Here is a 26,251-nt window from a genome sequence, read left to right on the forward strand (position 1 = left end):
CGCGCAGGGCCGCCCGGGAGGAGGAGAGATGGGACCGTTCGCGGGCGAGGGGATCGTCGTCGACGGGCGTGGACAAGGGGGTGCCTCCGAAGGACCGGCGGGTGGACCGCGCGAAACGGACCGCGCGACGTACGCGTGGATGCCGGCCGGTTTCCGTCCGGACGGCGGCACTCCGTGGGGAGGCGGGGGAAGCGGAGATTCTAGGCGAGCGGGGCGGCGCGGACCAACGCATTGTTCTCCGCGCCGGCGGTCGCGCCCCCGGCGTCCCCTAGGGGACACACCCCCCGTCTCTGGGGGGACGGCTCGGTCCGGAGTACTACACGGTGACCCGCGGGGCTCGCCCCGCAGACCGATGCCACCCTTATGCCCGTAAAGCCACTATGGACGTATGAGCGCAGCAACCATCACCCCAGCACCGCGCCCGCCCCGCCCGGCCGGCGCCACCCCCGTCCTCGGCAGCCACCGGCACCTGCTCGGCGAGAGCCTGCGAGCCGTCCGCGTCTTCGTGGGCGCCGCCTTCGACGTGCTCGTCCTCGGCGAGTACGGCGAGGAGGCGGGCGTCCGCCGCAGGTGACCGCTGACCGCCGCAGGTGACCGCCCGCCCGGGCCGGCCTCCCGCTCAGCTCTCCGCGAGCAGTTCGTCCGCGTCCACGATCCGGTACGCGTAGCCCTGCTCGGCCAGGAAGCGCTGCCGGTGGGCGGCGAAGTCCTGGTCGATCGTGTCGCGGGCCACCACGGAGTAGAAGTGCGCCTGATGCCCGTCGGCCTTCGGCCGCAGCACCCGGCCCAGCCGCTGCGCCTCCTCCTGGCGTGAACCGAAGGTGCCCGACACCTGGATGGCGACCGTCGCCTCCGGCAGGTCGATGGAGAAGTTCGCGACCTTCGACACCACCAGCACGCTGATCTCGCCCTCCCGGAAGGCACCGAAGAGCTTCTCGCGCTGCGCGTTGCTCGTCTCGCCCTTGATGACCGGCGCGTTCAGGTGCTCACCCAGCTCGTCCAGCTGGTCGATGTACTGCCCGATCACCAGGATCTGCTGCCCGGCGAACCGCCGCACGATCGCCTCCGTGACCTTCCGCTTGGTCGCGGTCGTCGCGCAGAAGCGGTACTTCTCCTCCGCCTCGGCGGTCGCGTAGGCCAGCCGCTCGGCGTCCGTCAGGTTGACCCGCACCTCGACACAGTCCGCGGGCGCGATGTACCCCTGCGCCTCGATCTCCTTCCACGGCGCGTCGAACCGCTTCGGCCCGATCAGCGAGAAGACGTCCGACTCCCGGCCGTCCTCCCGCACGAGCGTCGCCGTCAGCCCCAGCCGCCGCCGCGCCTGGAGGTCCGCCGTGAACTTGAACACCGGCGCGGGCAGGAGGTGCACCTCGTCGTAGAGGATCAGCCCCCAGTCCCGCGAGTCGAACAGCTCCAGGTGCGGATAGACACCCTTGCGTCTCGTCGTCAGCACCTGGTAGGTGGCGATGGTGACGGGCCGGATCTCCTTCCGCGTCCCGCTGTACTCGCCGATCTCCTCCTCGGTCAGACTCGTGCGCTTGACCAGCTCGTGTTTCCACTGCCGGGCCGAGACGGTGTTGGTGACCAGGATCAGCGTGGTCGACTTGGCCTGCGCCATCGCCCCCGCGCCCACCAGCGTCTTGCCCGCGCCGCAGGGCAGCACCACGACACCCGAGCCGCCGTGCCAGAAGTTCTCCACGGCCTGCTTCTGGTAGGGCCGCAGCGCCCACCCGTCCTCGTCCAGGTCGATCGCGTGCGCCTCACCGTCGACGTACCCGGCGAGGTCCTCGGCCGGCCAGCCCAGGCGCAGCAGCGTCTGCTTGATCTGCCCGCGCTCGGAGGGGTGCACGGCCACGGTGTCCGGGTCCAGCCGCGCCCCGACCAGCGGGATGATCCGCTTGGACCGGAGGATCTCCTCCAGGACGGGCCGGTCGGTGGTGGTCAGCACCAGACCGTGCGCCGGATGCTTGCTGAGGGTCAGCCGCCCGTAGCGGTCCATCGTCTCGGCGATGTCGACGAGCAGCGCGTGCGGCACCGGATACCGGCTGTACTGCACCAGCGCGTCCACGACCTGTTCCGCGTCGTGTCCGGCCGCCCGCGCGTTCCACAGCCCCAGCGGCGTCACCCGGTAGGTGTGGATGTGCTCGGGAGCCCGCTCCAGTTCCGCGAACGGCGCGATCGCCCGGCGGCAGTCGTCGGCCTGCTCGTGGTCGACCTCCAGGAGCAGGGTCTTGTCGGACTGGACAATTAGGCAGGACACGCATACCTCCGCAAATAGGATCGTCCCCGTGACAGACACAACACCTGCCACGGCTCGGGCCATGCCCCGTGCCCGGCGCCGAAAGGGCGGTCCGGCCGGCGCGCCGGGTATGCGCGCCGCCATCTATGTTCGCCTATCGCGAGAAACGGACGAGACGACTTCTCCAGAGCGCCGGCGCGCGGCGTGCGAGGCGCTGTGTGAGGCACGTGGCTGGGACGTCATAGCCGTCGAGGAGGACATCGATGTCTCGGGCTTCTCGCGTGGGCTCGACCAGTCGGGGCGGCAGCGCATCCGGGAGACCTGGTCGCGGGTGCGCTCGAAGTCGCCGAGGTTGGCCAGCTCGATCAGGTCCCGGAGGTAACCCTCGCCCGCATGAGTGAACGGCCGGAGTGCGGAAGGTAGCTGGTATGAGGGCGCGGAGGCGCTGAATCCGTTGTGACCTCACGCCGGGCGAGATCCGGCGGCTACGCCCGTGTGGTGTGGCTGAAGCCGAGGGAGGCCAGTCCTTCGGATTGGCACAGCATGTCGGAGGGGCCGCCGACCTCGGTCTGGAGAAGCTGGTAGGCGGCGCCGTGGGACTGGCCCCAGTACATCGCGGCCCGCCAGAGGACGCGGCCCAGGCCCTGTCCTCGGGCCTCGGGCAGGAGGGCGAAGTACTGGGGCAGGAGCTGGGGGCATCCGATCGCGTCTGGGCGTACTTCCATGGGGCCGATCGCGCCCACGATGCGGTTCTCGACGGCAGCGGTGAGTACCGGGCCGCACCGGCCGGCCTGCATCTGGGTGTGAAGGAAGGCCAGGCCGTCGGCGGCCATGGCCGTGGCGAACGCGGCGAAGGTCTCCTGCACGGCGGCCGGCCAGTCGGTGACGGGGTGGACCGGGCCGCCGGGGTCGGGGCACGGGCGGGCGGTGAAGTCCTGGAGCTGGATGCGGGTGCCGCGCGGAGATTCGGTCTCGGGGCCGAGCGGGCGCACGACCTTCGCGTTGATCGCGTCGTGCACGGCGGCGATCTTCGTGGCCAGTTCGGTGGCTTCATCCACGACGCTGCCACGGTGCCCGTAGGCGAAGACCTTGACGGCGCCGCGTCCGCGTCGGGTCAGGGTGGGGATGAGGGTGTGGTCGGGTTGGTGCACCACGTCGCCGCGAAGGAGTATTTCGTCCTTCTCGCCGCTCCAGCGCCGGTCCTTGTCGTAATGGAGGAAGGACCGGTCGGTGACGGCCGCCCGCAGCGTGTCCTCGAAGAGGTCGACGGTGAGGACGTGAGGGTGGACGGGGCCGAGAGTCGGCACGATCGGCGCGGTCAATACGGGCCGGAGCCAGTCCCAGCGGAAGAACATGAGCGGCACCCTAACGGTCGGTCGGTCAGGGCACAGGCCCCGACGCGAACGCGCCAGGGCCTGGACGGAACCGACTGGATCGTGTCGGTCAGTGGGGATTGTCGTCGCCTGCGTCGCAGGAGCACTCCGCGCTCTCCACGACGTCGTCCAGGTCCGGGACGGCGGTCACTGAGAGGGCGGCGACGGGCGGCGCCGCACGGCGCGCCGAGGCCGGCGGGCCGGGCAGAAGGGTCACCAGTACGGGCGGGGTCATGATCCGTTCTCCTTGTCTCCGTGTTGGCAGTAGCTGTGCAGCGGCGCCTTCGCCTCCTGGTAGTGCTTGGCCAGGGGGCGGCAGACCCGGCAGGTGCCGGACAGGGCGCAGCCCTCGCACCCTCCGGTGCGAAGCATGAGGCGGTCGGCGATGGCGCCGAGCCGGGTGAGGCCGTCGATGCCTTCGGCCATGAGGTCGATCTGGTCGTCCCGGCCGACCTTGCAGATCGACACCTTGGCGTGCGGGTCGGCGTGGAAGAAGGTGTGTCCCGCGTTGCAGCCGGCGAACGGCTTGCGCTGCCGCAGGTGGGCAGCGGACTGGGCTAGCAGCGGCTCACCGCCGCCGTAGATCGTGGGCGTCATGTTCGTGTAGGCGTGGTTCTCGACGTTCCATTTGTCGGCGAGGGCGGCCATCTCGTCGGCTTCAGAGGCGTTGTCCTCGGTCACCACGACGTTGATACGCAGCTGCAGGTCCGCCTCGCGTGCGGCGTCCATGCCGCGCCGGAACGCCTTCCACGCGCCACGGCGCCGGGTGAGCGTGTCAAAGGATTCCTCGCTCGCTCCGTACATGCTGACGACCAACCGGTAGGGCGGGCAGTCGCGGAAGAGCTTGAGGAGGTCCGGTCGCCAGAGCAGCGAGCCGTTGGTGGAGATGGTGAGCATCATCCCGGCTTGCCAGGCGTACCGGTAGGCGCCCTGAAAGTGGGGGTCCATGGTGGGCTCACCACCAGTGATCTGGAGCCAGAGGACACCGGCCTCGCGCATGATGTCCAGCAGTCGCACCTTGTCCTCCCAGCCGAGCCCGGAGAAGGGACGCTCGCCGAGGTAGCAGTGCTTGCAACCGAAGTTGCAGCCGAGGTTGATCTCCCAGGAGGCGCGGCAGTAGCCGTACGGGGACGGATGGCGCACCAGCACCGTGCCCTGCGCGGGTCGGCCGTTCAGGTCGATGCCCCAGACATCGGCTGCGGTCTGCACCGCCCAGGCCGGCAGCGCCTCACCATCGGCGACCGCTTGCCGGATGCCCTCGTAGTGGTCGTCGGGGATGCGGGCGCCTGCCCTCGCTCCGGGCTTGAGGAGCAGGTGCCCATCGAGGAACGGGGATGCGATCAGAGCGTGGGCCATCAGTGGCCTTCCTTCCGGATCATGGAACCTGACGGCTCACGTGCGCCTTGACGGCCGGCGCGACAATAGATCTCGCCGAGCCCGTTGCAGGTGCCGCATGACGTGCCGGACGAGTCGGCACCACTGCCGCCGCAGTCCTCGCAGCTCTGGTTGCGAGGAGGGCGAAGGCGCCGGGTCTGCATTCCGCCAAGGGAGTCGGGGCGGGCGACGAGATTCGCCCCGTTGCGCGGGCTTGCGCTCAGCTGGTGCACGAGACCGCCTCCAGGGTGTCTTCCCAGGTGTGCTGGCCGGTGTGGTCGGCGAACAGACAGCAGCCCTCACGGGCGAGACCCGGGGCGACCACCGGGCAGTCCAGCAGTACGACCAGCTCCACTTCGGCCCTCCCGAGCCAGCGGAGCCACAGGGCGGTCCCGTACTCGCCGACGTCGTCGAGGAGGCCGTAGTGCTCACCGTCGTCGTGCGCGGACAACTGGCACTGCACGGCCCTGTCGACGCACTCCGCGGCCGACCTGCCCCGTGCTTCCTGCACCAGGTCCAGGAGCACCTGGTGCCAGTGCGTGCACCGCATCACGACTCCACCTCAGGGGAGGCTTCGGAGCGCGGGGACTGGTCCGTGCAGCGCGGGCACGTGCATGGCGGAAAGCCAACGGGGTTGTCGAGAATCACCGGATTCTCGACCTGCCATACCTCCGTCACCTGGCCCCAAGTCCGGCCGGAGTCACGCGAGACCCTGAGCGTCATGAGGACTCGATGCTCAGCACCCGGGCCCTGCATCCGCGTATTCCTCTCTGGCTCGCGCGCCGCAGCCTCGCCTCTCGTGGTCATGACCGAACTCCTCTGTGAATCCCGCTGCTCGTCCGGGCAACATCCAGGAAAGCGCCAGGAGTCGGAGGTCTCCACGGCATCGATGCGGCAGTCTTGACGCAGGTCCGTGCACGGGCACCGAAGGGGCCGAAGCCGCGGGAAAGGGGCGCCATGGAACTGGCGGAACGGCGCAGGGCTCTGGGCTACAGTCAGGAGAAGTTGGCCCAGTTACTCGGCGTGGACCGCACAACGGTCGGACGCTGGGAAAGCGGCAAAGTCGCTCCTCAGCCGCCCCAGCGACGGGGCTTGGCCGCCGCCCTCGAAGTCAGCCTCCGAGAGCTGGACATCCTCCTGAAGCCGCCAAGAGCCGCAGGCCAGGAGGCTGCCGGGTACCAGTTCAGCGACGCCCCGAGCGCGGGAGACCCCGACGAAATGATCCGCCGTGAGTTCCTCCGCATACTGACTGTCAGCGGGGCTTTGACCGTCCTGCCGGTCGAGGAGGCCGAGGCCCTGTCCGAGGGCGTCCGTCGCGGAGTGCCTGCCGACTTCGCGCGTATGAACAGACACCTCTGGCAGGTCTACCAACTGGCTCGCTCCAAGGGCTCTGTCTATCCCGTCGTCCGGGACCAGTTGGCGACCCTGAACGAGGCGCTGGCGAGCAACCGTGGAAGTGCACGGGCCCTGCTGAGCGCGGCGGCCGACCTCTTTCAGCTGGCCGGGGAGGTGGCGTTCGACGGCAATCGGTACTCCGACGCAGTTGCTTCGTACTCGCTCGCTGCGTCGGTCAGTAAGGACGCCGAGGCGTACGACTTGTGGGCATGCGCGCTCGTCCGTCACGCCTACGTGGACATGTCCGAGCAGCGGTACCGGCAGGCTGCGCAGATGCTTGGCGCGGCCGAGCGACTGGCCGACCGAGGGGACACCAACCTCTCGACTCGGCAATGGGTCGCTTCCGTCCAGGCCGAGGCATGTGCCGGCCTTGGAGACCTGGACGCGTGCGAGCGCGCGATGGACCGGGCAGAGGCCGTTCGCGACCTCACCGCGGACAGCACCAACGGTGGATGGCTCCGATTCGACGGAGCGCGTCTGGCAGAGGAACGGGGGTCGCGTTACGTACAACTGGGCCGTCTCGACCTGGCGGAGAACGCTTTGAGGGATGCCCTGGAGCAGACAGCTTTGGCGTCCGGGCAGTCGTACCGGCGACGGGGAGCGGTGCTCACCGACTTGGCCGCCATCGGTGCGAAGCGGCGGGACGTCGAACAGGTTGTGGCGTATGGCAGGGAAGCCATCGGACTGGCCCGATCCTCCGGGTCCGGGTACGTCGTCCGTAGACTCGGGGCCCTGTGCGACGAGTTCGGTCCCTTGAGCCGCGACCACCGCGTGGCGGAGCTGAGAGCGGAGATCGTCGCTCTGAGCATGCCGTGACGAGAGGGGTAAGCATGTCGCAGACCGAGGGTGCACGAGTGTTCCGGGAAGCCTGGATCGCGGGAGTCCGCCAGCACTTCCCGGGTGAACCGAAGGCCGGCTATGTCACGCCGTGGGACGACACCCCGCAGTGGGAGCGCGAGGCCGCGGGTTCCGTCTACGAGCAGGTCCGTCACTTCATCGAGATCAGCGGCGGCACTACGGCACGGCTGTCCCGCGAGCAGAAGAGCCGCTTCGTCGCGACGTGCTGGACGGCCCAGATGTTCAAGCACTTCGAGGACCCGAAGCCGGGTTATGTGGCCGACTGGCCCGACCTCCCGTCGTGGCAGCAGGAGACAGACGCGGACATCTTCGAAGCAATCGAGAAGAATGCGAGCTGAGGGCAGCGCTCACCTGAGAATGCCGCGCCGCCGGCTGGCCCAGGACGCGCTCAAGCCCTGGCATCACCGCTCCTGGATCTTCATCACCGACCCCGACCCCGACCCCGACTCCCGGCCCAAGGCCCAGCGTGTGCTGGACCTGTACGCCCGCACCCGGCAGGGCGTCCCGCTCGCCGAGGACGAGTACGTCAGCAGCGCGGACGAGAAGACCTCCATCCGGGCCCGCTGCCACCCCACCCCCGCCCCCGGCCAGGCCCGCGCCATGCGCGTGAACCACACCTACGGCCGCGGCGGGGCCCCGGCCTACCTGGCCGCCTACGACGTCCACCGCGCGAAGGTATCCGGCCGCACCGAACCGCCCACCGGCATCGACCCGTTCATGAACCTGGTCACCCAGATCATGACCCAGGAACCGTACGCCAGCGCCAAGCGCGTGTTCTGGATCGTCGACAACGGCTCCTCCCACCGTGGCCAAGCCGCCGCCGACCGCCTCACCAGGTGTGCCCTACCGGCCGACGATCACAGCTGGTCGTCGGCCAGCTCGGCGACCCCCGTCACCCGGTGCAGGGGGTACGTCCGCACCTCGTCCGCGGTGTGGTCGTACGCCGTGACGAAGCCGCCCTCGACCCGGACCGGCGCGATGACCCGCTGACTGGCGGCGCCCTCCGCGTTGACGTAGCCGATCCACAGGGCCTCGCCGGTGAGGACGGCGGCCTGCATGGTGGCGAGCGTCTCGGCGGAACTGGTGCGGGGGAGCTGCTCCCCGCCCGTCACCGGGGCGGCGGTGGGTCTGCGCGGGGCCGTCGCGGCCAGGTCGCCCGCCCGGACGGCCCGGATCGCCGCCGACAGCAGCGTCGCGTCGGGCACCGGCGGACCCTCCGGCACCGGCTCGGGCGCCGTGCGCGGCGGCGTCCGGTGCGCGTGCGCGCGGGCGATCAGCACATCGCCCTCGGCCGACTCCGCCGCCGGCGCGAACCCCATCGCGCGCAGCCCCTCCAGCAGCGTGCCCGGGTCGGCCTGCGCCGCCAGCACGGTGGGCGCGAGCCGGCGCAGCCCCAGGCCCGCGGCCCGCTTGTCCGCGAGGATCTCGCTGAGTTGCGCGTCGTCGTCGCAGCGCACGTACGCCGAGGCCACGCCGACCCGCAGGTGCCCGTGCCGCCGGGCGACGTCGTCGATCAGATAGGCGAGCGGCTGCGGGACCGGCGTACGGGAGTGCGCGGCGAGGAAGGTCTGCAGGTCGGACGCCGACCGGCCCGCGTCCAGGGCCCGGCGCACCGAGGCGGGCGTGAAGCGGTAGACCGTGGCCCCGCCCTTCGACTCGACGTCGGCGAGGACGTCCAGCACGTCGGCCAGCGGGCGCCGCAGCGGACCCGGCGCCACCGCCGTCAGGTCGGCCTGGAGCAGCACGTGGTCCAGCGGCTCGGGCAGCAGCGGGGCCAGCAGCCGGGCGGCGGCCGCGGAGGCCACGGCCTGCTCGACCGCGGACAGGGGCTCGGGGAGAACCACCGCGACACCGGACCCGGACGATCCCGCACCGGGCAGGTGGAGCGCGGTCGACGGTCCCTCACCGGGCGGCTGGGGCGCCGGCGACCTGGTCCCCGGCGCGTGGTGCACGGGCAGCTTGTCGCCCGGTCCCGCCGGCTCCGCGGCCCGTCCGCTGCGCTCCCGCGCCGCCGGCTCCGCGGCCCGTCCGCTCCGCTTCCGCGCCGCCGGCTCCGCGGCCCGTCCGCTCTGCTCCCGGGCCGCCTGCTTCGGCGCGGGCGCCCCGAGCAGCGCCCGCCCGTGCGCCGACATGGCGCCCCGGCCGGTGACACCCAGCAGCTCCGCCTCCGACAGCGTCCACCGCGCGAGCCGGCCCCGCAGGTCGTCGTCCTGCTGCGGACCGCGCGACGGGCGCTCCCAGCGCAGCCTGGCGAGGACCGACCCCGCGGACGGCGAGAACCCCTCCGGCAGCCCGGCCAGCAGCGTCAGCACCCGGTGCCGTACCTCCGGAGCCGCCGAGCGGTCCAGACCCGGTCCGAGCGCCGACAGCGTGCGCTCCTTCGCGTCCCGCCCGCCGACCACCCCCGGCGTCCGGGTCGCCGTCAGCCACGCCTCCGCCAACCGCGCCCAGCGCTGCGCGGCGGGCTGTTCCAGCCACTCGTCGTACCCCGGGGTCGCCGCGTACCGCTCGTCCGCCTCCCCGTCGGAGGCCAACAGGCCCGCCGCGTAGGCGAGTTCGACCCAGAACGCGGCCACGGGCTCGGACACGTCGAGGGCGACCGCCGTGCGCTTGAGGTCCCGGACACTCAGCCCCCCGGCCCGCAGCACCGCCGGACCACCCTCGTCCCAGTCCTTCAGCAGCTCCTCCACCGTCGCCAGCGCCGTGTACGCCTGCCCGGCCGCCGCCGCGTCCACCATCTGCGGACGGTACGTGCCGGCCGCCTCCACGGCGGGCGGCACCGGCTCGGCCGCCCGGTGCGCACGCCCGCCGCGCAGATGCAGCGCCACCTCCCGCGGCAGGACGACCGTCCCCGGTGCCGTCGGCAGCAGCAACCCGCGGTCCAGCAACCGCCGCAGACGCGCCGCCGGCTCCGCGGTGACCTGACCGTACGGCGGACCCCACACCAGCCGGGACAACACCTCCCGGGACTCCTCCGGCAGCTCCGCCAGCAACGCCGCCATCCGGACCCGGTCCCCGAACAGCGCGGTCAGCGCGTTCACCGCCGACACCGAGTCGTGCGTCGACGCCAGCCCCGCCGACGCGACGATCTCCTGGATACGGCCCGGGGACATGCCCGCCGTGGCCTCCGCGACCGTGGGACCCAGTCCCGTCGGCGACGGATGCTGCGGTGAGGGGGCCAGCAGCTCCCGCGCCGTACGCACCAGACGCAGCCGCTCGTCGTCCCCCCACACCAGCGCCTGCTCACGCAGCGTCCCCAGGGCCCCCGGCAGCGCGGCTGCCACCACCGGATCGCCCTCGTCCCCGGCCATCAGCGCCAGCAGCTCCGCGTACGGCGCCGGGTCGGCGGCGACGGCCAGCGCCTCCGCCGTCTGGAGCGCGAACCGGTCCAGCCGCTCCAGGGCCCGGACGACCGACGCACGCGTGCCGGCCCGCGTCGCGAGCTGCGTGAGATCGGTGGGCACCGGCGTGATGAGGTCGGGCCGGGCACGCAGAAGGACCGCCAGGGCCGCGTCGTCCCGTGCGCGGAGGGCCTCCGCGAGGGAGCGGGGCGGGGATGCCGGGTTGCTCATCCGCCCCACGGTAGCGGGTCACCCCCGGCGGCCGACCCGGGCGTGCGGCCCGCCGCCGACCCACCCGCCGCCCGGGCGCGAACGCCCCCGCCACCGGACGGCTTACCGGCTGGAAGAGGCTGACCTGCGCTACCGTCGTCCCACGGGGTATCCAACGCACCGGCCCCGGAGGGGACTTCGTGGGTATCGAGAGCGACCAGGTCGTCTACGAGTATCTGAGCCGCGTCGGCGACGTGGCCCAGCAGCGGCAGCTGCCGTCCGGCACCCGCATGCGGCTCGTCTCGGAACTGCGCAACGAGATCGACCGGCGGCGCGCCAAGGTGCCCGTCGACAGTCCCGCCGCCGTCCGCCGCATCCTGGACCGCATCGGCAGCCCCGACGACGTCGTCGCCGCCGCGGGCGGCGGCACCGGTGACGCACCCCGCACGCCGACCCCCGCCGTACCGGAACAGCGCGACCGCGAACCGGAGGACACCGAGCGGCCCAAGGGCCTGCGCCGCATGGTCCCCCGGCCCCGCCCCGCCCAGCCGCCGCGGCCCACCGCCTCCGACGCGCCCTCCCCGCCGCATCTGGCCAGCGCCCACGAACTCGGGGACGTCACCCGGCAGCCCGACTGGTGGCGGGTGGACAGCAGCCCCTTCGGACTCGGGGACGCCGTGCCCGGGTTCGTCGGCGGAGTGGAGATCCCCGAGCTGCTCAAACCGCCGCCGCCGAAGGAGACGGACCCCGCGGCCACCAAGGAGACCGCGCCGGTCGTCGAGGGAGCCGGCGCACCCCTCCCGGCCGCCGCCCCGCCCGCCCGGCGCCGCCGCCTGCTGCCCCGGCGCCTGCGCCGGACCCCCACCGCGCCCGCGCCCGCTCCCGCCGCGACCCCCAGGGCCCGCGGCTGGAGCAACCCGCTGCTCCTGCTCGCCGCCGGGCTCCTGCTCGCGGGCGCCGTCCTCGGCAACCTGCCGGTCCTCGTGGTCGGCTGGCTGATCGCCTACGCCTCACGCCGGCTCACCCAGGCCGAGACGAAGTGGGCGGTCGTGTTCCTGCCCGCACTGTCCGTCGCGGCCGGCTTCGTCTGGATCTGGGGCAGGACACAGGGCCGCTGGGGCGAGCCCGTCGCCCAGGGCCACCTGAACGACGCGATCGGCCAGACCTGGCCCTGGGTGATCCGCGGCGCGGCCGTCGCCTCCGCCCTGTTCCTGGTGTGGCGCTCGCAACGCCGCCGCTGAACCGGGCCGGTCACCCCCGGCCGGCTCCGCCCGACCCGGGGACACGTGTAGGCCGCACCGACTCGGCACAATGGCCCGCATGACCTCTCCCACGCTGACCGTCGGCTTCGATCTCGACATGACCCTCATCGACTCCCGGCCCGGCATCCGTGCCTGCTACCAGGCACTCGCCGAGCGTACGGGGACGTACATCGACGCAGACCTCGCGGTCACGCGACTCGGTCCGCCCCTCGCGGACGAACTGGTCAACTGGTTCCCGGCGCGGCAGGTCCCGGCCATGGCCGACCTCTACCGCTCGATGTACCCGGCGATCGCCATCACGCCCACGACCGCCATGCCGGGCGCCCGCGAGGCCCTCGCGGCCGTCCGGGCGGCCGGCGGGCGGACGGTCGTCGTCACCGCCAAGCACCAGCCGAACGCCGAGCTCCACCTGGAGCACCTCGGCATCGAGCCGGACGCGGTCGTCGGCGACCTGTGGGCCGAGCAGAAGGCGGGGGCGCTGCGCGCGCACGGGGCGGGCGTGTACGTCGGCGACCACGTCGGAGACGTACGCGGCGCCCGCACGGCCGGCGCCCTCGCCGTCACCGTCGCCACCGGCCCGTGCAGCCCCGAGGAGTTGCGTACGGCGGGCGCGGACGTCGTCCTCGGCGGCCTCGGCGAGTTCCCGGACTGGCTCGCCGCCCACGCGAACCCGCCCTACCGCCCGGCCCCCGCCTGACGGCGCCCCGCCGCCACGGACCTCAGCACACCGGCGGCGGCCAGCAGGAAGCCCACACCCATCAGCATGCTCAGTCCGAACATGTATGTGGGGAAAGGCGCCGTGTCGAGCAACAGCGGGGCCACGGTGACGAGTGTGGCCACCGCGCCGACGAAGAACACGACAACTCCGGCACGGATCAGTCGGTCACCGGGTCCGGCGGAATTCGCTTGGGTTTTGTCACGCACCCCACCAGGGTAGTTCCCTGCCCGAAGGAACAACCGGAGGACGTCTTGTCTCCGGCCTGAAGACCATTAGCCTTGGTACCGGCGGGTCCGGGAGACCCGCCGCAGTGCTATCCAGAGCCGTTCACGAAGCAGTTTTCCGACGAGTACGAGGACGAGGACAGACGTGCCCACCGGCAAAGTCAAGTGGTTCAACAGTGAGAAGGGCTTCGGCTTTCTCTCCCGCGACGACGGCGGTGACGTCTTCGTCCATTCCTCGGTCCTCCCCGCCGGAGTCGAGATGCTCAAGCCGGGCCAGCGGGTGGAGTTCGGAGTGGTCGCCGGGCAGCGCGGTGACCAGGCCCTCTCGGTCACCATTCTCGATCCGACCCCGTCCGTCGCGGCCGCGACCCGCAGAAAGCCCGACGAACTCGCCTCCATCGTCCAGGATTTGACGACCCTCCTGGAGAACATCACGCCGATGCTGGAGAGGGGCCGTTACCCCGACAAGGCGTCCGGAGCGAAGATCGCGGGTCTGCTGCGCGCGGTCGCCGACCAACTGGACGTGTAGGACCCGCCCCCGCCGCGAGGCGCTCAGGGGAAAGCGAGCGCGTCCGGGCCGAGGGGCGGCACCAGTCCCTCGGCGGCCGCGCGCGTGAGCAGTCCGCGTACCGCCGCGTAGCCGTCGTCGCCGAGGTCGGCGGTGAATTCGTTGACGTACAGCCCGATGTGCTGGTCGGCGACTTCCGGGTCCATTTCCTGGGCGTGTTCCATGACGTAGGGCCGGGAGACCGCGGGGTCGTCCCAGGCGGCCCGCACCGAGGTACGGATCGACTCGGCGAGCGCTGTCAGCGTCCCGGCACCCAGGGCCCGGCGGGCGATGATCGCGCCCAGCGGGATCGGCAGCCCGGTCGTGTCCTCCCAGTGCTCGCCCATGTCGGCGAGCTTGTGCAGCCCGTAGTTCCGGTAGGTGAATCGGGCCTCGTGGATGACGAGTCCGGCGTCGACCCGGCCGTCCCGTACGGCGGGCATGATCTCGTCGAACGGCATGACCACGATCTCGCCGACCCCGCCCGGCACCTGGTCCGACGCCCACAGCCGGAACAGCAGATAGGCCGTCGACCTCTCGCTCGGGACGGCGACGGTCCGGCCCGTGAGGTCGGTGCCCGCCTCCCGGGTCAGCACCAGCGGCCCGCAGCCCCGGCCCAGCGCGCCGCCGCAGGGCAGCAGCGCGTACTCGTCGAGGACGTACGGCAGCACGGCGTACGACACCTTCAGCACGTCGAGTTCGCCGCGCTCGGCCATGCCGTTGGTGAGGTCGATGTCCGCGAAGGTCACGTCGAACGCGGGGGCGTCGGCGACGCGGCCGTGGGCGAGGGCGTCGAAGACGAACGTGTCGTTCGGGCAGGGGGAGTACGCGATCCGCAGGGTCTGCGGCCGCTCAGCGGTCTCGGTCGGGTGTGTCGTCATGTGGGTTCCAACTCTCCAGTGCGGGCGCGAGCTTCCCGAAGGCGTCCGTCAGGGCCGTGAGGGCGTCGCCGATGCGCCAGGCGGCGCGGTCGCGCGGGCCGACCGGATTGGAGACGGCCCGGATCTCCAGCACGGGCACCCCGTGCGCGGCGGCGGCCTCGGCGACCCCGAAGCCCTCCATGGCCTCGGCCAGCGCCCGCGGGTGCCGGGTCCGCAGCGCGCGGGCGCGGGCGGCCGTACCGGTGACGGTGGACACCGTGAGGACCGTGCCGGCGCGCGCTCCGGTGGCCGCCGCGACCCCTCGTACGAGTGTTTCCGGTGGACGGTGGGTGACGGTCCCGAAGCCGAGTTCGGTCACCGGCAGGAAGCCGTCGGCCGTCTCGGCGCCCAGGTCGGCGGCGGTGATCTCGTCGGCGACCACGAGGGAGCCGAGGGGCGCGCCGGGGGCGAAGCCGCCGCTGATGCCGGTGGAGACGGCCAGGTCGTAGGGGGCGCCGTCCAGGGCCGCGACGGTGAGGGCGGCGGCGACGGAGGCGGCGGCGAGGGCGGGGCCCACGCCGGCGGCGATCAGGTCGGGGCCGCCGTCGGGGAGCCGGTGCAGGGTCACGCCCGGCACCCGCACCTCACGCGCCGGCCCGGAGAACGCGCGAGCCACCGCGTCCCGTTCGACGGGGACCGCGGTGGCCAGGAGGATGCGCATGGCGGGACCGGGGATCAGGCGTCCGCGTTCACGAGCTTGAAGTTCCACACGCCCTTGAACTGGGTGCCGGCCTTGTTCTGCTCGACGACGCTGATGTACAGCTGCTTCGGCGCGGTCTGGCCCTGCTGGTCGGCGAACAGGTCGACGCCCGCGAAGGAGTAGTACGTCTTCTTGTACGGGTTGGTGACCTGCTGACCGTTGATCCACAGGGCCCAGCCGGTGTCGGCGACCTTCGGGTCCACGCCGATGCGCAGGGTCTCGCTCTGCGGCACGTCGATCGAGTCCGACGACTTCCGCAGGGCGCACTTCGTGGCCTTCGCCTTGCCGAGGTTGCCGCCGTCGTCGTAGCAGGCGGCCTCGGCGCTCACCGAGCTCTTGCCGACCGTCACGGTGGCGCGCGGCGTCGGCTTGTCGCAGGCCGACAGGACGAGCAGTCCGGCGGCAACGGCGCCGGCGGCGGCGACGACGCGGCGGCGTCGCACAGCCCGGTGTACATCAGCGGCTTCGCCGCGGGGCAGCGTGGTCATGGGCGAAGGCTATCGGGCAGGTGGGACCCTCCCCCTACGCGGGGTGCGGCGTGCCCGGTTCGTTACGCCACTCGCGGGTTCCCGGCGCCGCCGCGGCGGGCCGAGGCCAGCAGCCCGCGGGTGGTGCCCAGCCAGCCGGCGGCGACGATCACGGCGGCCACCGACATGCCGAGCGTGCCGTTCAGCGGCAGCACGATGCCGATCGCGCCGCCGAACACCCAGGCCACCTGCAACAGGGTCTCCGAACGGGCGAACGCCGACGTGCGGACCAGCTCGGGCACGTCCCGCTGGATCAGCGCGTCCAGGGACAGCTTGGCGAGGGCCTGCGCGAACCCGGCGACCGCCGCCAGACACGCCACCAGGAACGCGCCGAAGAAGATCGCGGCCGTGATCGCCGCGCCCAGCACGATCGCCACCACGGCGACGATGATGATCTCCGGGGCCCGGCGCAGCCACGCCCCGACCGCCGTGCCGAGCGCGTTGCCCGCGCCCGCCGCGACACCCACTATGCCCAGCGACACCGCCGCGCTCTCACCGGTCAGCGGATGCTCCCGCAGCAGGAACGCCAGGTAGAAGATCAGGAAGCCGGTGAGGCAGCGCAGGGTGGCGTTGGCGCCGAGGGCGTGGGTGACGGCCGTACCGACCGTGCGCAGCCCGGGGCGTTTGACCGGACGCAGGTGCGGCCCGTGCAGGTGCTCCTCGTCGGCGGCGAGCAGCGCGATGTCCTCGCCCTTGGAGGAGTCGACCTTCGGCGGCAGCGAGAAGGACAGGAACATCCCCGCGACGAAGATCACGAAGGCGCCGTAGAGCGGCCAGCGGGAGCCGACGGCCTGGAGGCCGGCCGCGACGGGCGCCGCGACACCGGTCGCCAGAAGCCCGCCGAGCGTGACCCGCGAGTTGGCCTTCACCAGGGAGAAGCCCGGTGGCAGCAGCCTGGGCACCACGGCGCTTCTGACCACGCCGTACGCCTTCGAGGCGACCAGTACGCCCAGGGCCGCCGGGTACAGCTCCAGGCTGCCGGCGGCGACCGCCCCGGAGATGATCAGCGCGAGCAGGGCCCGGGCGAGCATCGCACCCGCCATCGCCGCCCGGCGGCCGTGCGGGAGCCGGTCGAGGAGCGGGCCGATGACCGGCGCGAGGACCGTGAAGGGCGCCATGGTGATCGCCAGGTAGAGAGCGACGCGCCCGCGGGCCTCGTCGGTCGGCACCGAGAAGAAGACGGTCGAGGCGAGCGCCACGGTGATCATGACGTCGCCGGCGCCGTTCACCGCGTGGAGTTCGATGAGTTTGCCGAGGCCCGATTCCCCGGCGCCGTGCGCGTGGGTCGCCCTGCGGATCCCGCGGGCCGGACCGGTCACCGGGAAGTGCAGGGCACGGCCGACGGAGCGGACGGACCCTCTCCACCGGCCCGAACCGCCGTCTCGACTGCTGCCCTTGACCCCACCGACTCCGGTGGCTCCTGGGGGTGTCCTCGCGGCTGCCACGACGTCATAGTGCCCCGAGAAAGGCATTGATAGTGCGGTTACCGCGCGTATGGCCGCGCACTTCTCGACCGGCCGGTCCCCGCGGGCGGACCGGAAAACATCGGCGCGAAGCGCCGAAGAACAACCTCCGGTGTAGGCCGAGCGCCGGTGAACGGGTAGCGTGCGTATCTCAGCCATCCCGCAGAATGGGTGGTACAGGTGCGCCCGAGTGCGAGCGGGCGCGGACGTCGACGCGGTCCTCCGGTCCGCTCCGTCCGCCCCGCCGCCAAAGGCAGACGCACCCGAGAGACGGCGTAGGAGAGAAGCGATACCTGTGAGCGCAGCGACAACGCGAAGCCGCACCACCGACCGCCTGTGCGCCGAGGCGGTCGACCTCGCCCGTGCCGCGGCCGAGGAGGCCGCCGCACCCGGAGTCGTCGGCGAGCACACCGGGCTCCAGGCCGACGGGGACCGGGTTGTCACGCACTTCTTCGAGTGCAAGGAGTTCGGTTACCGCGGCTGGCGCTGGGCCGTGACGGTGGCCCGCGCCTCGCGCGCCAAACTCGTCACGCTCGACGAGGTGGTCCTGCTGCCCGGACCGGACGCCCTGCTGGCACCCGAGTGGGTGCCGTGGAGCGAGCGGCTGCGCCCCGGAGACATGGGCCCCGGCGACCTCCTGCCGACGGAGGCCGACGACCTGCGGCTGGAGCCCGGCTACACCGGCGAGGACGAGCCACCGCCGAACTCCGTCGTGTCGGAGGAGATGGCCGAGCTCGTCGAGGCCGAGGACGCGGAGGTCACCGAGGGCTCTGCGGCGCGCCTCGGCGCCCCCGCGCGCGGGTCGATCGCCGCGGTCGCCGAGGAACTCGGCATGCGGCGGGCGCGGGTCCTGTCCCGGTACGGGCTGCGCGCCGCCGCGGACCGCTGGGAGGAGGCGTACGGCCCCGAGACCCCGATGGCCCAGGCCGCCCCGGCGTCCTGTGTCAGCTGTGCCTTCCTCACGCCGATGGGCGGATCACTGGGGCAGGCCTTCGGTGTCTGCGCCAACGAGTTCGCGCCGGCCGACGGGCGGGTCGTCTCGCTCGCGTACGGGTGCGGGGGGCACTCCGAGGCGGCGGTCATGCCGCAGCCGCCGCAGCCGCCACCGCCGCGGCTCGACGAGACGCGGCTCGATCCCTTCCCGTTGCGTCCGGCCGCGGACTCGGGGTCCGTACCGGATGTCTCCGACGGGGACGCGGCGGAGTTGGGGCACTCCTAGGGCCTCCTGGGATCTCCCTGGGGTGCGCCTGGGGTGTGCCTGCCCTGGCGGGCGGGTGCGGGGTGCCTGGCCGGCGGCTGCGGGTCCGTGGGGCGCGCCCTTCCGGGGCTGCGCCCCTGGCCCCCCTGCCGGCCTGAACGGCCTCGTCCTCACACGCCGGAGGGGCTGACTTGGTGCCGGGCTCCCCGAGCTCACGTGACGGTGCCTTCCGTGCGCGCGGTACCTTCGTCGTCACGCCGACGAGGAGAGTGAACGTGAGCAAGTTCGTGCGGCCCGCCGCCGAGGGTGCCGATCCGTTCGGGACGGCCCGTCTGCGCCGCGGTGTGCTGGACGCCTGGGCCACCAGTCCGGCCCGGTTCCGTGAGGACGCCAACGCCGAGGAGGACCTCGTCCTCGGCGGCTACCGGGACCGGCTCGTCGTGGAGCTCGCCCAGAACGCCGCCGACGCGGCCGCCCGGGCGGGTGTGCCCGGCCGGCTCCGGCTCACCCTCCGCGACGGCGTCCTGGTCGCCGCCAACACCGGTGCCCCCGTGGACGCGGCCGGTGTCGAGTCGCTGTCCACGCTCCGCGCCTCCGCCAAGCGGGACACCGGCCGGACGGACGAGACCGACGGCGCGGACGGGGCGGTGGGTGCGGACGGGGCGGTCGGTGCCGTGGGCCGTTACGGTGTCGGGTTCGCCGCCGTCCTCGCCGTCACGGACGAGCCCGCGCTCGTCGGCCGGCACGGCGGGGTCCGCTGGTCGCTCGCCGAGGCGCGGGTGCTGGCCGAGGAGACGGCCCTGCACAGCCCCGGACTCGGGGGTGAGATCCGCCGGCGCGAGGGCCACGTCCCGCTGCTGCGGCTGCCCTTCGCCGCCGAGGGCACGGCCCCGGAGCCGTACGACACGGCCGTCATCCTGCCGCTGCGCGACTCCGCGGCCGCCGGCCTCGCCGAACGCCTCCTGAACGCCGTCGACGACGCGCTGCTCCTCGCCCTTCCCGGCCTGGAGGAGGTCGTGATCGAGACGGGGACGGGCGAGGTCCGCACCCTGCGCCGCCGGACGGAGGGCGCGGAGACCGTCGTGGAGGACTCCCGGGACGGCACCACCCGCTGGCGTACCGCGTCCGCGCACGGGCCGCTCACCCCGGACCTGCTCGCCGACCGCCCGGTGGAGGAGCGGCTGCGCCCCCACTGGTCGGTGACCTGGGCCGTGCCCGTCGACGCCGACGGCGCCCCGGTCCGCCCCCGCACCAGCCCGTACGTCCACGCCCCCACGCCCAGCGACGAGGCGCTCGGCGTGCCCGCCCTGCTCATCGCCTCCTTCCCGCTGGACACCACCCGCCGGCACGCGGCGCCCGGTCCGCTGACGGACTTCCTCGTGCGGCGGGCGGCGGACACCTACGCCGGACTCCTCGCCGACTGGCGGCCGGTGAGCGAGGCGGTCATCGGCCTGGTGCCCGGTCCGCTGGGCCAGGGCGAGCTGGACGGGGCGCTGCGGCAGGCCGTCCTGGACCTGCTGCCCCGCACCTCGTTCCTGCCGCCCGCCCTCGCGCCCGCCGGGGACGACGCCGACGAGCTGCCCCAGTCGCTGCGGCCGCGGGACGCCGAGGTGGTGGAGGGCGCGAGCGGCGACACCGTGCGGGTGCTCGCCGAGGTGCTGCCCACGCTGCTGCCCGCCGGTCTCGAACGACGGGTCGAGCTGCGGACGTTGGGCGTCGCCCGGGTGCCGCTGACGGACGCGGTGGACCGGCTGGCCGGTCTGGAGAAGGAACCCGGCTGGTGGCGGCGGCTGTACGACAGCCTCGCCGGCGTCGACCCGGACCGGCTGTCCGGGCTTCCCGTGCCGCTCGCCGACGGGCGTACGACCATCGGCCCGCGCCAGGTCCTGCTGCCCACCCCCGACGACCGCGCCGACCCGGAGGTGCTGGCCCGGCTCGGCCTCAAGGTCGCCCACGCGGACGCCGTCCATCCGCTCCTGGAGAAGCTGGGCGCGCTGCCCGCGACACCCCGCGCCGTGCTCACCACGCCCCAGGTGCGGGCGGCCGTGGCCGCCTCCCTGGACGACGAGGGCCCGATGGACTGGGAGGAGGACGCGCCCGACAGCGAGGAACTGGCCGACACCGTCCTCGCGCTCGTCCGGGACGCGGGCCTGGAGCCCGGCGACGAGCCCTGGCTCGGCGCCCTCGCCCTGCCCGACGAGGAGGGCGAGCTGTCCCCGGCCGGCGAACTCGTGCTGCCCGGCAGCCCGTTCGCCCGGGTCATGCGGGAGGACGAACTCGCCCTCGTGGACGCCGAGCTGGCCCGGAAGTGGGGCGAACAGCCGCTGGCCGCCTGCGGGGTGCTCGCGAACTTCACCCTCGTCCGCGCCACGGACGTCGTCCTCGACCCGGACGAACTGGAGCCCCGCGACGGGGACTTCGCCGAACCCGACGACGCCGGCCTGCTGGACGCCGTCGACGTGTGGAGCGAGGACGTCCTCGACCGCTTCCCGGACACCCCGGTCCCGCCGGTCGCCACCGAACTGCTCGCCGTGCGCGACCTGGACCTCGTCGACGAGGACAAGTGGCCCGAGGCCCTCGCCCTGCTGTCCCGGCCCCCGCTGCGCGACGCGATCGTCCAGCCCGTGCGGATCCTTCTGGCCGACGGCACCCACGAGGTCGTACGGCCGTACACCGCCTGGTGGCTGCGCGGGCACCCGGTGCTCGACGGCCGCCGCCCGGCCGGCCTGCTGGCGGCCGGCGGCGACCCGCTGCTGCGCGGCCTGTACGAGGAGGCCGAGGCGACCGGCTTCGACGACGAGCAGGTGCTGCGGGCGCTGGGCGTCCGGACCTCGGTTGCCGCCCTCCTCGACGAACCGGGCGGCGCCGCCGAACTCCTGGACCGGCTCGCCGACCCCGACCGTGAGGTCACCGCCGCCCAACTGCACTCCCTGTACGGCGCGCTGGCCGAACTGGACCCCGAACAGGTCACCCTGCCCGACGAGTTGCGGGCCGTGGTCGACGGCCGGATCGAGGTGGTGGAGGCGTCCGAGGCGATGGTCGTCGACTCACCCGACCTGCTGCCCTTCACCGACGGCGTCCCCCTGCTGCCGGTACGCCCGGCCCGCGCCGCCGAACTGGCCGAACTCTTCCAGGTACGGCGGCTCAGCGAGTCCGTGACGGGCCGGGTGGACTCCGAGGGCACCGAACACGGCGTACCGGAGCCGGTGGCGCTCCTGCTGGGGCCGCGCACCCCCGCGACCTACGTCGAGCACGAGGAACTCGTCGTGGACGGCGTCGAACTGGACTGGCGCCTGACCCAGGACGGCGTCCTGCACGCCGCGACCCTGGAGGGCGTCGCCGCCGGCCTCGCCTGGGCGGCGGGCCAGTGGCCCCGCCGCTTCGAGGTGACAGCCCTCCTGGAAGACCCCTCCCGCACAGCCGAACTCTCCCGGGACCGCTGGTTCGACTGAGCGCGACACGAACGCGGGGCCGCCTCGCCGGAGGACTCTCCGGTGAGGCGGCCCTGGCGTATGTACCGGCCTATCCCTCGATGCGGGCGTACAGGGCTTCGTACCGCGTGTACATGAGGCCCAGCGCCCGCGGGTTGTTCCGTACGCCCAGGAATTCCAGGACGAGCGAGAACAGGTGCTCCACGGCCTGCCGGTGCTGGTCCGGGGTCAGGTGGCCCGGATCCTTCCAGCCCTGGAGTTTCATGTCGGGGAACAGGTCCAGGAGGACGAGCTGATGCCAGTAGAGGCTGATGCACTCGCCCCTGCGAACGACCAGCCACTCCGTGAACCCGCGCAGCAGGCCGCCGGACCGGCCGACGTCAATCCCTGTGAGGAACATGACGGTCGGGTAGTAGGTGCCGTTCAGGCCGAATCCCTCCTGCCCGTCACGGAACGCCTCGATGAACTCCTTGTCGCGCACTCGTCTCCTAGAACCCGAAGTCGATCTTGTCCGGCCGTGTCCACCTCGACTTGTACTCGGCGACGGTCTCGCCGCCCCGCCCGGTCCAGGCGTCGTAGACCCGGTCGTTGTAGACCACCACCACGTGGTTGTACCAACCCGCATCCTCGCCCCGGTATCTGGGCAGCATCAGCTCCTCCATCGGCTTTATGGTGACGAGCTTGCCACCTCCGAGACTCTTCCTGATCTTCTCGGCGCATGCCTCACAGCCGTAGGAGTCGGGGATCTCGGACACGTCCCGGGGCAGCCCCGGAACCTTGTGTTCCCCGCACGGCACCCCCGCCGACGCGGCGGCGACAGCGGTGGTGAACCCGACCCTCGCCGTCGACCGCAGAGGTGCCTTGTCGACGATCTTGCAGCCGCGCTTGAGCAGCTTCAGCTCGTCGTACACCCGCTCCAGGGCCTTCAGCTTGCCGTTGAGAAGGGCGTCCACGGCGAGGCCGTTGCAGTTGTCGAAGTCCTTCTTCTGCAGACACTTCTCGTACTCGCCGATGCCCAGGAAATCCTTCTCGGCGCTCCAAAGATCCTCCATGGCGTCGCCGAACTCCTTGCCGTACTGCACAACATCGCAGTAGGCCTCAAGGTGTTGGCACCAGCGGGCGAACTCCTGCGGGTCGCACGGGACGATCGCCTGCTGGCAGCGGTACAGCTCGGCTGCGCTCGGCCCGTTCTCGGCCTCCTCCTTGGCTTTGACGGCGGCCTTGCGTCGCACCTCCTCCTCTTCGCGGTACTTCTGGACCGCGGCGCTGAAGGCTTCGGTGGCGGCTTTCAGCGCGGCGTCGGCGTCCTTGCCGGCCGCGACCGCCGACTTGTGGGCCTCGTCGGCGTAGTACGACGCGTTGGCCGCGGAGGCCTGTGCCATCTCCGAGGAGAGCGTGGCGTCGGCCGCCGACTTCGCCGCACGGGAGGCGGAGACGTCGGCGCGGTTCGCAGCGTCCCGGGCCGTCTTGGCGGAGGCGGCGGCCTTCGCCGCGGACGCCTCGGCCTCTTTGGCGTACTCGGCGGCCTGGTCGGCGGACTTTTGTGCCTTGGTAGCGGAGTCGTTGGCCTCCTTGGCCCAGTTGGCGGCCTTTCCAGCCTCCTTGCGCGCAGTGGCGGCGACCTTCTGGGCGGTCGCCGCGTTCTGCTGGGCAGTGGCGGCGACCTTCGACGCGTCGGCGATCAGTTTCTGGACCTGGGATACATGGGTGGCGGCCAGGTAGTCCTTTCGCTGAGCCTTGTACTGCCCGGAGGCGATGAAAGAGTGCAGGGTCTGTGGTGAGCCCTCCAGTGCGATCCGCGCGGCCGCTTTCACCTCCGGGGTACCGCTGTCGATGAGCTGCGCCGCCTTGACCCGCTCGTCCTGGGTGCGCGCGGTGTACTGGTCCTTGACCAGGAACTCGCTGAATTTCTTCGGCTCGCCGGTGTTCAGGGCGGTGCGGCCGGCCTCGGTGAGGATAGGCCCGGCATCGGCGATGACCTGGGCGACAGCGACGCGCATGCCCTGGGCGGCGGCCTGGTACTGCCCGTTGTCGATGAACGCTGTGATGGCGACGGCGTCGCCGTCGAGGGCGGTCTCGGCCGCGTCGCGCACGGCTTTGTCCGCGCTCTCCTCGGCGAGGCGCTCGACGTAGGAGCGGTCGTCCTGCTCCCGTGCCGTCTTCCACCCGTTGCGCAGGTAGTCGACGACGACCTCGTCGGAGCCGCCCAGGCTGGCTTCGGCCGCGGCGCGGCCCCATGCCGTGCCGTTCTTCATCACGAGCACGGCCAGATCGCGGCCTTGGTCGGCGACCGCGGCGAGGTCGGCGCCGGGCCTTGCGGCCTCGGCCACCAGCCGGGCCCGCTCGGTGTCCCGGTCCTTTGCCGCCTTCTCCAGGCCCGCCTGCGCGGCGGTGCGGGCGTCGCTATCGGCCTTGTCGTCCTTGGCCAGTTCAATACCGGCGTTGGTGCGGCTGAGAAGTTCCTCTGTCTCGACCTCGCGGGCGAGGGCGAAGACCTCCTGAGCCTTGGTCACGGCTGCGGTGGCGGCCTTCGCGGCCGTGGTGGCGGCGTTCGCGTGTTCCGTGGACCTGGCCGCAGCCTTCGCGCTTTCACCTGCGTGCTCGGCCGCGTCCCTGGCGGCCTTGGCCGCGTTGGTGGCGTGGGTGGCCGCCGACCTCGCGGAGTCTCGGGCCTCACGCGCCGCCGTGGCCGCCTTGCGCGCCAGGCCCTCGGCAGCCCTCGCGGCGCGGTTCGCCTCGGCTGCGTGCCGCCTGGCCGCCGCCGCGGCGGCACGTGCCTCCGCGGCGGCGGAACTCGACTGGTCGGCGTAGTTGCCCGCCTCGGCGGCGGCGTCGGCGGCGGCGTTGGCGTTGGCGCCCGCGCTCGCCGCGGAGCTGGCGGCGTCACCCGCTGCGTCGGCTGCCGTGGCCGCTTCGTCGGCGGCGTCGGCGGCCAGGTCGGCTCCCGTGGCCGCCTTTTCGGCGTCCTCGGCCGCGGTCCGCGCTGCGTCGGCGTTCTTGGCGTCCACCGCGGCGTCGGCGGCGGCGCCGCGCGCGCGGGAAGCAGCCTGGGATGCGCCGGCCGCGGCGGCCGCGGCCTGCGAGGCCGCGTTGGCGGCCACCCGCGCCGAGTTGTTCGCGGCGTTCGCAGCGTTGATCGCCTTCTGCGCTGACGCGGCGGCCTGCGAGGCCGCGGTGGCGGCCCGCTTGGCGGCCCGGGCGGCCCGATCCGTGTCGTCCTTCGCGGCCTTCGCCTCGGCCGCGGCCTCCAGCGCCGCCTCCTTGGCAAGCTGTGAGGCCTTCACGGCCTTCGCGGACTCGGTCTTGGCCGCCGCGGTCTCCTTGGCGGCCTGCTTGCCCGCCTCCTGCGCCTGCTGGGCGAGTTCCGCGACGGTGGCGTGTTCCTCGTCCTTGGCGCGGGCGACGAACTGGCCGACCTCCAGGAACTCCCGGATGTCCGCGGCGCTGCCGCTCAGCGCGATGCGCCCAGCTGCCCGAACGTTGGTGCCGCCCACGCTGACGATCTGGACGAGCTGTACCCGCTCGTCCTGCTCACGCTGGGCGTACTGGCCTTCGCTGAGGAACTGGCTGACGTCGTCGGCCGTGCCCTTCAGCGCGGCCCGTCCGGCGTCCTGCACGTTGGGGCCGCCCACGTTGACGACCTGGGCGACGCGGACACGGTTGTCTTGCTGCATCGGGGCTTCCCAGCCCCAGCTGAGGAAGGTCTCCAGGTCCTCGCGGCTGCCCGCGAGTGCCGTGCGGGCCGCGGTCAGCAGTTCCGGTCCTCCCACGCTCGCGACCTGCGCGGCGCTGACTCTCTCGTCCTGGAAGCCAAGGTCGTCCACCGAGGCGAGGAAGGCCTGAGCGTCGGCGTCGCTGCCGGTCAGTGCGGCTTCCGCGGCCGCCTTGACTCCGGCGCCGCCCTCCTTCCAGTAGTCGACGATCAGACCACGGTCGGCAGCCGCTACGTCCGCCGCGGCGGCGGTCCGCAGACTGCTCGGTACGGACGCTGTAGCCGCTGCTGGCAAGGAACTCAACAGCCCGACGGCAAGGGCCATGGGCAGCAGACTCAGGGCTGTTCTGCGTATCACGCGTGTCGCTTTCCCGGCGGTGTCGAGCTGGTCAGTTCTTCGATTCACTGGGCACCCGTCTCGGTCATCGGCGACGACCCCCGAAAAGCGAGTCGCCGAATAGTCGACGGGTAAGCATAGTCACCCTTCTCCGCGTTGTGGATCAGATATTCGGCCGGAGTGCAGAGTGGACGTTTCGGTATGTTCCACCGGTCTCGGGCCAGCGCTGCGGCGAAGTGAAGGATTGGTGTTGACGTTCGATGTTCCTATGCTTACGCTATGCACTGACTTTGTCTTTGCGTGGCCCGGTCCGACCAGCCGGGAGCCGCACCAGACGTAATTCTTCAGGGGGTTGAACGGGGGACCCGGGTGCACTCCCGGCGGTGCTGACCTCATCGCCGACGGCGCGCAACGGGCTGTCA

Annotated in this window: 22 protein-coding genes; 9 read left to right on the forward strand and 13 right to left on the reverse strand. The window is 72.5% G+C overall.

Annotation, left to right across the window (positions count from 1 at the left end):
- The first annotated feature begins 388 nt into the window (after positions 1-388).
- The gene (locus tag AC07AZ_RS12280; protein WP_478846591.1) at positions 389-574 is read left to right on the forward strand and encodes a hypothetical protein; all 186 of its coding nucleotides are present in this window, start codon (positions 389-391) and stop codon (positions 572-574) included.
- A gap of 45 nt (positions 575-619) precedes the next feature.
- Here the strand turns inward: AC07AZ_RS12280 and AC07AZ_RS12285 are convergent, their stop codons facing one another.
- Positions 620-2,260 carry a DNA repair helicase XPB gene (locus AC07AZ_RS12285; RefSeq protein ID WP_478846593.1) on the reverse strand — a complete coding sequence of 547 codons (1,641 nt, stop codon included), beginning with the start codon at positions 2,258-2,260 and terminating at the stop codon, positions 620-622.
- A gap of 109 nt (positions 2,261-2,369) precedes the next feature.
- Between AC07AZ_RS12285 and AC07AZ_RS12290 the strand changes: the two genes are divergently transcribed.
- The gene (locus AC07AZ_RS12290; RefSeq protein WP_478846595.1) at positions 2,370-2,621 is read left to right on the forward strand and encodes a recombinase family protein; all 252 of its coding nucleotides are present in this window, start codon (positions 2,370-2,372) and stop codon (positions 2,619-2,621) included.
- A 103-nt stretch (positions 2,622-2,724) separates the two neighbouring features.
- Here the strand turns inward: AC07AZ_RS12290 and AC07AZ_RS12295 are convergent, their stop codons facing one another.
- From AC07AZ_RS12295 to AC07AZ_RS12310, 4 genes are all read right to left on the reverse strand, one after another.
- Positions 2,725-3,594, reverse strand: a complete 870-nt coding sequence (locus tag AC07AZ_RS12295; protein WP_478846597.1) for a GNAT family N-acetyltransferase — start codon at positions 3,592-3,594, stop codon at positions 2,725-2,727.
- An 88-nt stretch (positions 3,595-3,682) separates the two neighbouring features.
- Positions 3,683-3,847, reverse strand: coding sequence for a hypothetical protein (locus tag AC07AZ_RS12300; RefSeq protein WP_359274138.1), 165 nt, complete (start codon positions 3,845-3,847; stop codon positions 3,683-3,685).
- A complete protein-coding gene (locus tag AC07AZ_RS12305; protein WP_478846600.1) occupies positions 3,844-4,968 on the reverse strand; it encodes a radical SAM protein in 1,125 nt (374 codons plus the stop codon). The genes AC07AZ_RS12300 and AC07AZ_RS12305 overlap by 4 nt, the downstream gene beginning before the upstream one ends.
- Before the next feature lie 238 nt (positions 4,969-5,206).
- Positions 5,207-5,536, reverse strand: coding sequence for a hypothetical protein (locus AC07AZ_RS12310; protein ID WP_478846602.1), 330 nt, complete (start codon positions 5,534-5,536; stop codon positions 5,207-5,209).
- A gap of 407 nt (positions 5,537-5,943) precedes the next feature.
- Between AC07AZ_RS12310 and AC07AZ_RS12315 the strand changes: the two genes are divergently transcribed.
- Both AC07AZ_RS12315 and AC07AZ_RS12320 read left to right on the forward strand, forming a co-directional pair.
- The gene (locus tag AC07AZ_RS12315; protein WP_478846604.1) at positions 5,944-7,197 is read left to right on the forward strand and encodes a helix-turn-helix transcriptional regulator; all 1,254 of its coding nucleotides are present in this window, start codon (positions 5,944-5,946) and stop codon (positions 7,195-7,197) included.
- A gap of 14 nt (positions 7,198-7,211) precedes the next feature.
- Positions 7,212-7,577, forward strand: a complete 366-nt coding sequence (locus AC07AZ_RS12320; protein ID WP_478846606.1) for a hypothetical protein — start codon at positions 7,212-7,214, stop codon at positions 7,575-7,577.
- 519 nt (positions 7,578-8,096) lie between these two features.
- Here the strand turns inward: AC07AZ_RS12320 and AC07AZ_RS12325 are convergent.
- Positions 8,097-10,811 carry a helicase-associated domain-containing protein gene (locus AC07AZ_RS12325; RefSeq protein WP_478846608.1) on the reverse strand — a complete coding sequence of 905 codons (2,715 nt, stop codon included), beginning with the start codon at positions 10,809-10,811 and terminating at the stop codon, positions 8,097-8,099.
- A 179-nt stretch (positions 10,812-10,990) separates the two neighbouring features.
- Here AC07AZ_RS12325 and AC07AZ_RS12330 point away from each other — a divergent pair, with 179 nt between their 5' ends.
- The gene (locus AC07AZ_RS12330) at positions 10,991-12,031 is read left to right on the forward strand and encodes a hypothetical protein (RefSeq protein ID WP_478846610.1); all 1,041 of its coding nucleotides are present in this window, start codon (positions 10,991-10,993) and stop codon (positions 12,029-12,031) included.
- Between the two features lie 70 nt (positions 12,032-12,101).
- Positions 12,102-12,749: an HAD family hydrolase gene (locus AC07AZ_RS12335; protein WP_478846612.1), complete on the forward strand. Its 648-nt coding sequence runs from the start codon at positions 12,102-12,104 to the stop codon at positions 12,747-12,749.
- On the opposite strand, the gene AC07AZ_RS12340 is transcribed toward AC07AZ_RS12335, so the two are convergent.
- Complete coding sequence (locus AC07AZ_RS12340) at positions 12,728-12,976, reverse strand: hypothetical protein (protein ID WP_478846614.1); 249 nt, start codon at positions 12,974-12,976, stop codon at positions 12,728-12,730. The genes AC07AZ_RS12335 and AC07AZ_RS12340 overlap by 22 nt on opposite strands.
- Positions 12,977-13,139: 163 nt before the next feature.
- Here AC07AZ_RS12340 and AC07AZ_RS12345 point away from each other — a divergent pair, with 163 nt between their 5' ends.
- Complete coding sequence (locus tag AC07AZ_RS12345) at positions 13,140-13,523, forward strand: cold-shock protein (protein ID WP_356032328.1); 384 nt, start codon at positions 13,140-13,142, stop codon at positions 13,521-13,523.
- A 23-nt stretch (positions 13,524-13,546) separates the two neighbouring features.
- Here the strand turns inward: AC07AZ_RS12345 and AC07AZ_RS12350 are convergent, their stop codons facing one another.
- The 4 genes from AC07AZ_RS12350 to AC07AZ_RS12365 form a co-directional block, all read right to left on the reverse strand.
- Positions 13,547-14,422, reverse strand: coding sequence for a 1,4-dihydroxy-6-naphthoate synthase (locus AC07AZ_RS12350; RefSeq protein ID WP_478846616.1), 876 nt, complete (start codon positions 14,420-14,422; stop codon positions 13,547-13,549).
- Positions 14,394-15,122 (reverse strand): futalosine hydrolase, encoded by a 729-nt coding sequence (locus tag AC07AZ_RS12355; protein WP_478846618.1) that lies wholly within the window; start codon positions 15,120-15,122, stop codon positions 14,394-14,396. The genes AC07AZ_RS12350 and AC07AZ_RS12355 overlap by 29 nt, the downstream gene beginning before the upstream one ends.
- A 14-nt stretch (positions 15,123-15,136) precedes the next feature.
- Positions 15,137-15,649 (reverse strand): hypothetical protein, encoded by a 513-nt coding sequence (locus tag AC07AZ_RS12360; protein WP_478846620.1) that lies wholly within the window; start codon positions 15,647-15,649, stop codon positions 15,137-15,139.
- Positions 15,650-15,711: 62 nt separating this feature from the next.
- Positions 15,712-17,133: an MFS transporter gene (locus tag AC07AZ_RS12365; protein WP_478846622.1), complete on the reverse strand. Its 1,422-nt coding sequence runs from the start codon at positions 17,131-17,133 to the stop codon at positions 15,712-15,714.
- Between the two features lie 313 nt (positions 17,134-17,446).
- On the opposite strand from AC07AZ_RS12365, the gene AC07AZ_RS12370 reads away from it, so the two are divergent.
- Positions 17,447-18,370: a DUF3027 domain-containing protein gene (locus AC07AZ_RS12370; protein WP_478846624.1), complete on the forward strand. Its 924-nt coding sequence runs from the start codon at positions 17,447-17,449 to the stop codon at positions 18,368-18,370.
- A gap of 254 nt (positions 18,371-18,624) precedes the next feature.
- The gene (locus tag AC07AZ_RS12375; protein ID WP_478846626.1) at positions 18,625-21,801 is read left to right on the forward strand and encodes a sacsin N-terminal ATP-binding-like domain-containing protein; all 3,177 of its coding nucleotides are present in this window, start codon (positions 18,625-18,627) and stop codon (positions 21,799-21,801) included.
- Between the two features lie 70 nt (positions 21,802-21,871).
- Here the strand turns inward: AC07AZ_RS12375 and AC07AZ_RS12380 are convergent, their stop codons facing one another.
- Complete coding sequence (locus AC07AZ_RS12380; protein WP_478846628.1) at positions 21,872-22,261, reverse strand: hypothetical protein; 390 nt, start codon at positions 22,259-22,261, stop codon at positions 21,872-21,874.
- Between the two features lie 7 nt (positions 22,262-22,268).
- On the reverse strand, positions 22,269-25,817 hold the full coding sequence (locus tag AC07AZ_RS12385) for an ALF repeat-containing protein (RefSeq protein ID WP_478846630.1): 3,549 nt from the start codon (positions 25,815-25,817) through the stop codon (positions 22,269-22,271).
- Positions 25,818-26,251: the final 434 nt, after the last annotated feature.

It is taken from the genome of Streptomyces sp. NPDC043878 (genome assembly GCF_056435735.1).

What these genes read in the sequence shown, in the direction of transcription:
- AC07AZ_RS12350 (WP_478846616.1), bottom strand. Translation starts at nt 14,422, where the DNA reads ATGACGACACACCCGACCGAGACCGCTGAGCGGCCGCAGACCCTGCGG.
- AC07AZ_RS12320 (WP_478846606.1), top strand. Translation starts at nt 7,212, where the DNA reads ATGTCGCAGACCGAGGGTGCACGAGTGTTCCGGGAAGCCTGGATCGCG.
- AC07AZ_RS12355 (WP_478846618.1), bottom strand. Translation starts at nt 15,122, where the DNA reads ATGCGCATCCTCCTGGCCACCGCGGTCCCCGTCGAACGGGACGCGGTG.
- AC07AZ_RS12280 (WP_478846591.1), top strand. Translation starts at nt 389, where the DNA reads ATGAGCGCAGCAACCATCACCCCAGCACCGCGCCCGCCCCGCCCGGCC.
- AC07AZ_RS12385 (WP_478846630.1), bottom strand. Translation starts at nt 25,817, where the DNA reads ATGGCCCTTGCCGTCGGGCTGTTGAGTTCCTTGCCAGCAGCGGCTACA.
- AC07AZ_RS12290 (WP_478846595.1), top strand. Translation starts at nt 2,370, where the DNA reads ATGCGCGCCGCCATCTATGTTCGCCTATCGCGAGAAACGGACGAGACG.
- AC07AZ_RS12300 (WP_359274138.1), bottom strand. Translation starts at nt 3,847, where the DNA reads ATGACCCCGCCCGTACTGGTGACCCTTCTGCCCGGCCCGCCGGCCTCG.
- AC07AZ_RS12325 (WP_478846608.1), bottom strand. Translation starts at nt 10,811, where the DNA reads ATGAGCAACCCGGCATCCCCGCCCCGCTCCCTCGCGGAGGCCCTCCGC.
- AC07AZ_RS12315 (WP_478846604.1), top strand. Translation starts at nt 5,944, where the DNA reads ATGGAACTGGCGGAACGGCGCAGGGCTCTGGGCTACAGTCAGGAGAAG.
- AC07AZ_RS12335 (WP_478846612.1), top strand. Translation starts at nt 12,102, where the DNA reads ATGGCCCGCATGACCTCTCCCACGCTGACCGTCGGCTTCGATCTCGAC.
- AC07AZ_RS12295 (WP_478846597.1), bottom strand. Translation starts at nt 3,594, where the DNA reads ATGTTCTTCCGCTGGGACTGGCTCCGGCCCGTATTGACCGCGCCGATC.
- AC07AZ_RS12305 (WP_478846600.1), bottom strand. Translation starts at nt 4,968, where the DNA reads ATGGCCCACGCTCTGATCGCATCCCCGTTCCTCGATGGGCACCTGCTC.
- AC07AZ_RS12310 (WP_478846602.1), bottom strand. Translation starts at nt 5,536, where the DNA reads ATGCGGTGCACGCACTGGCACCAGGTGCTCCTGGACCTGGTGCAGGAA.
- AC07AZ_RS12360 (WP_478846620.1), bottom strand. Translation starts at nt 15,649, where the DNA reads ATGACCACGCTGCCCCGCGGCGAAGCCGCTGATGTACACCGGGCTGTG.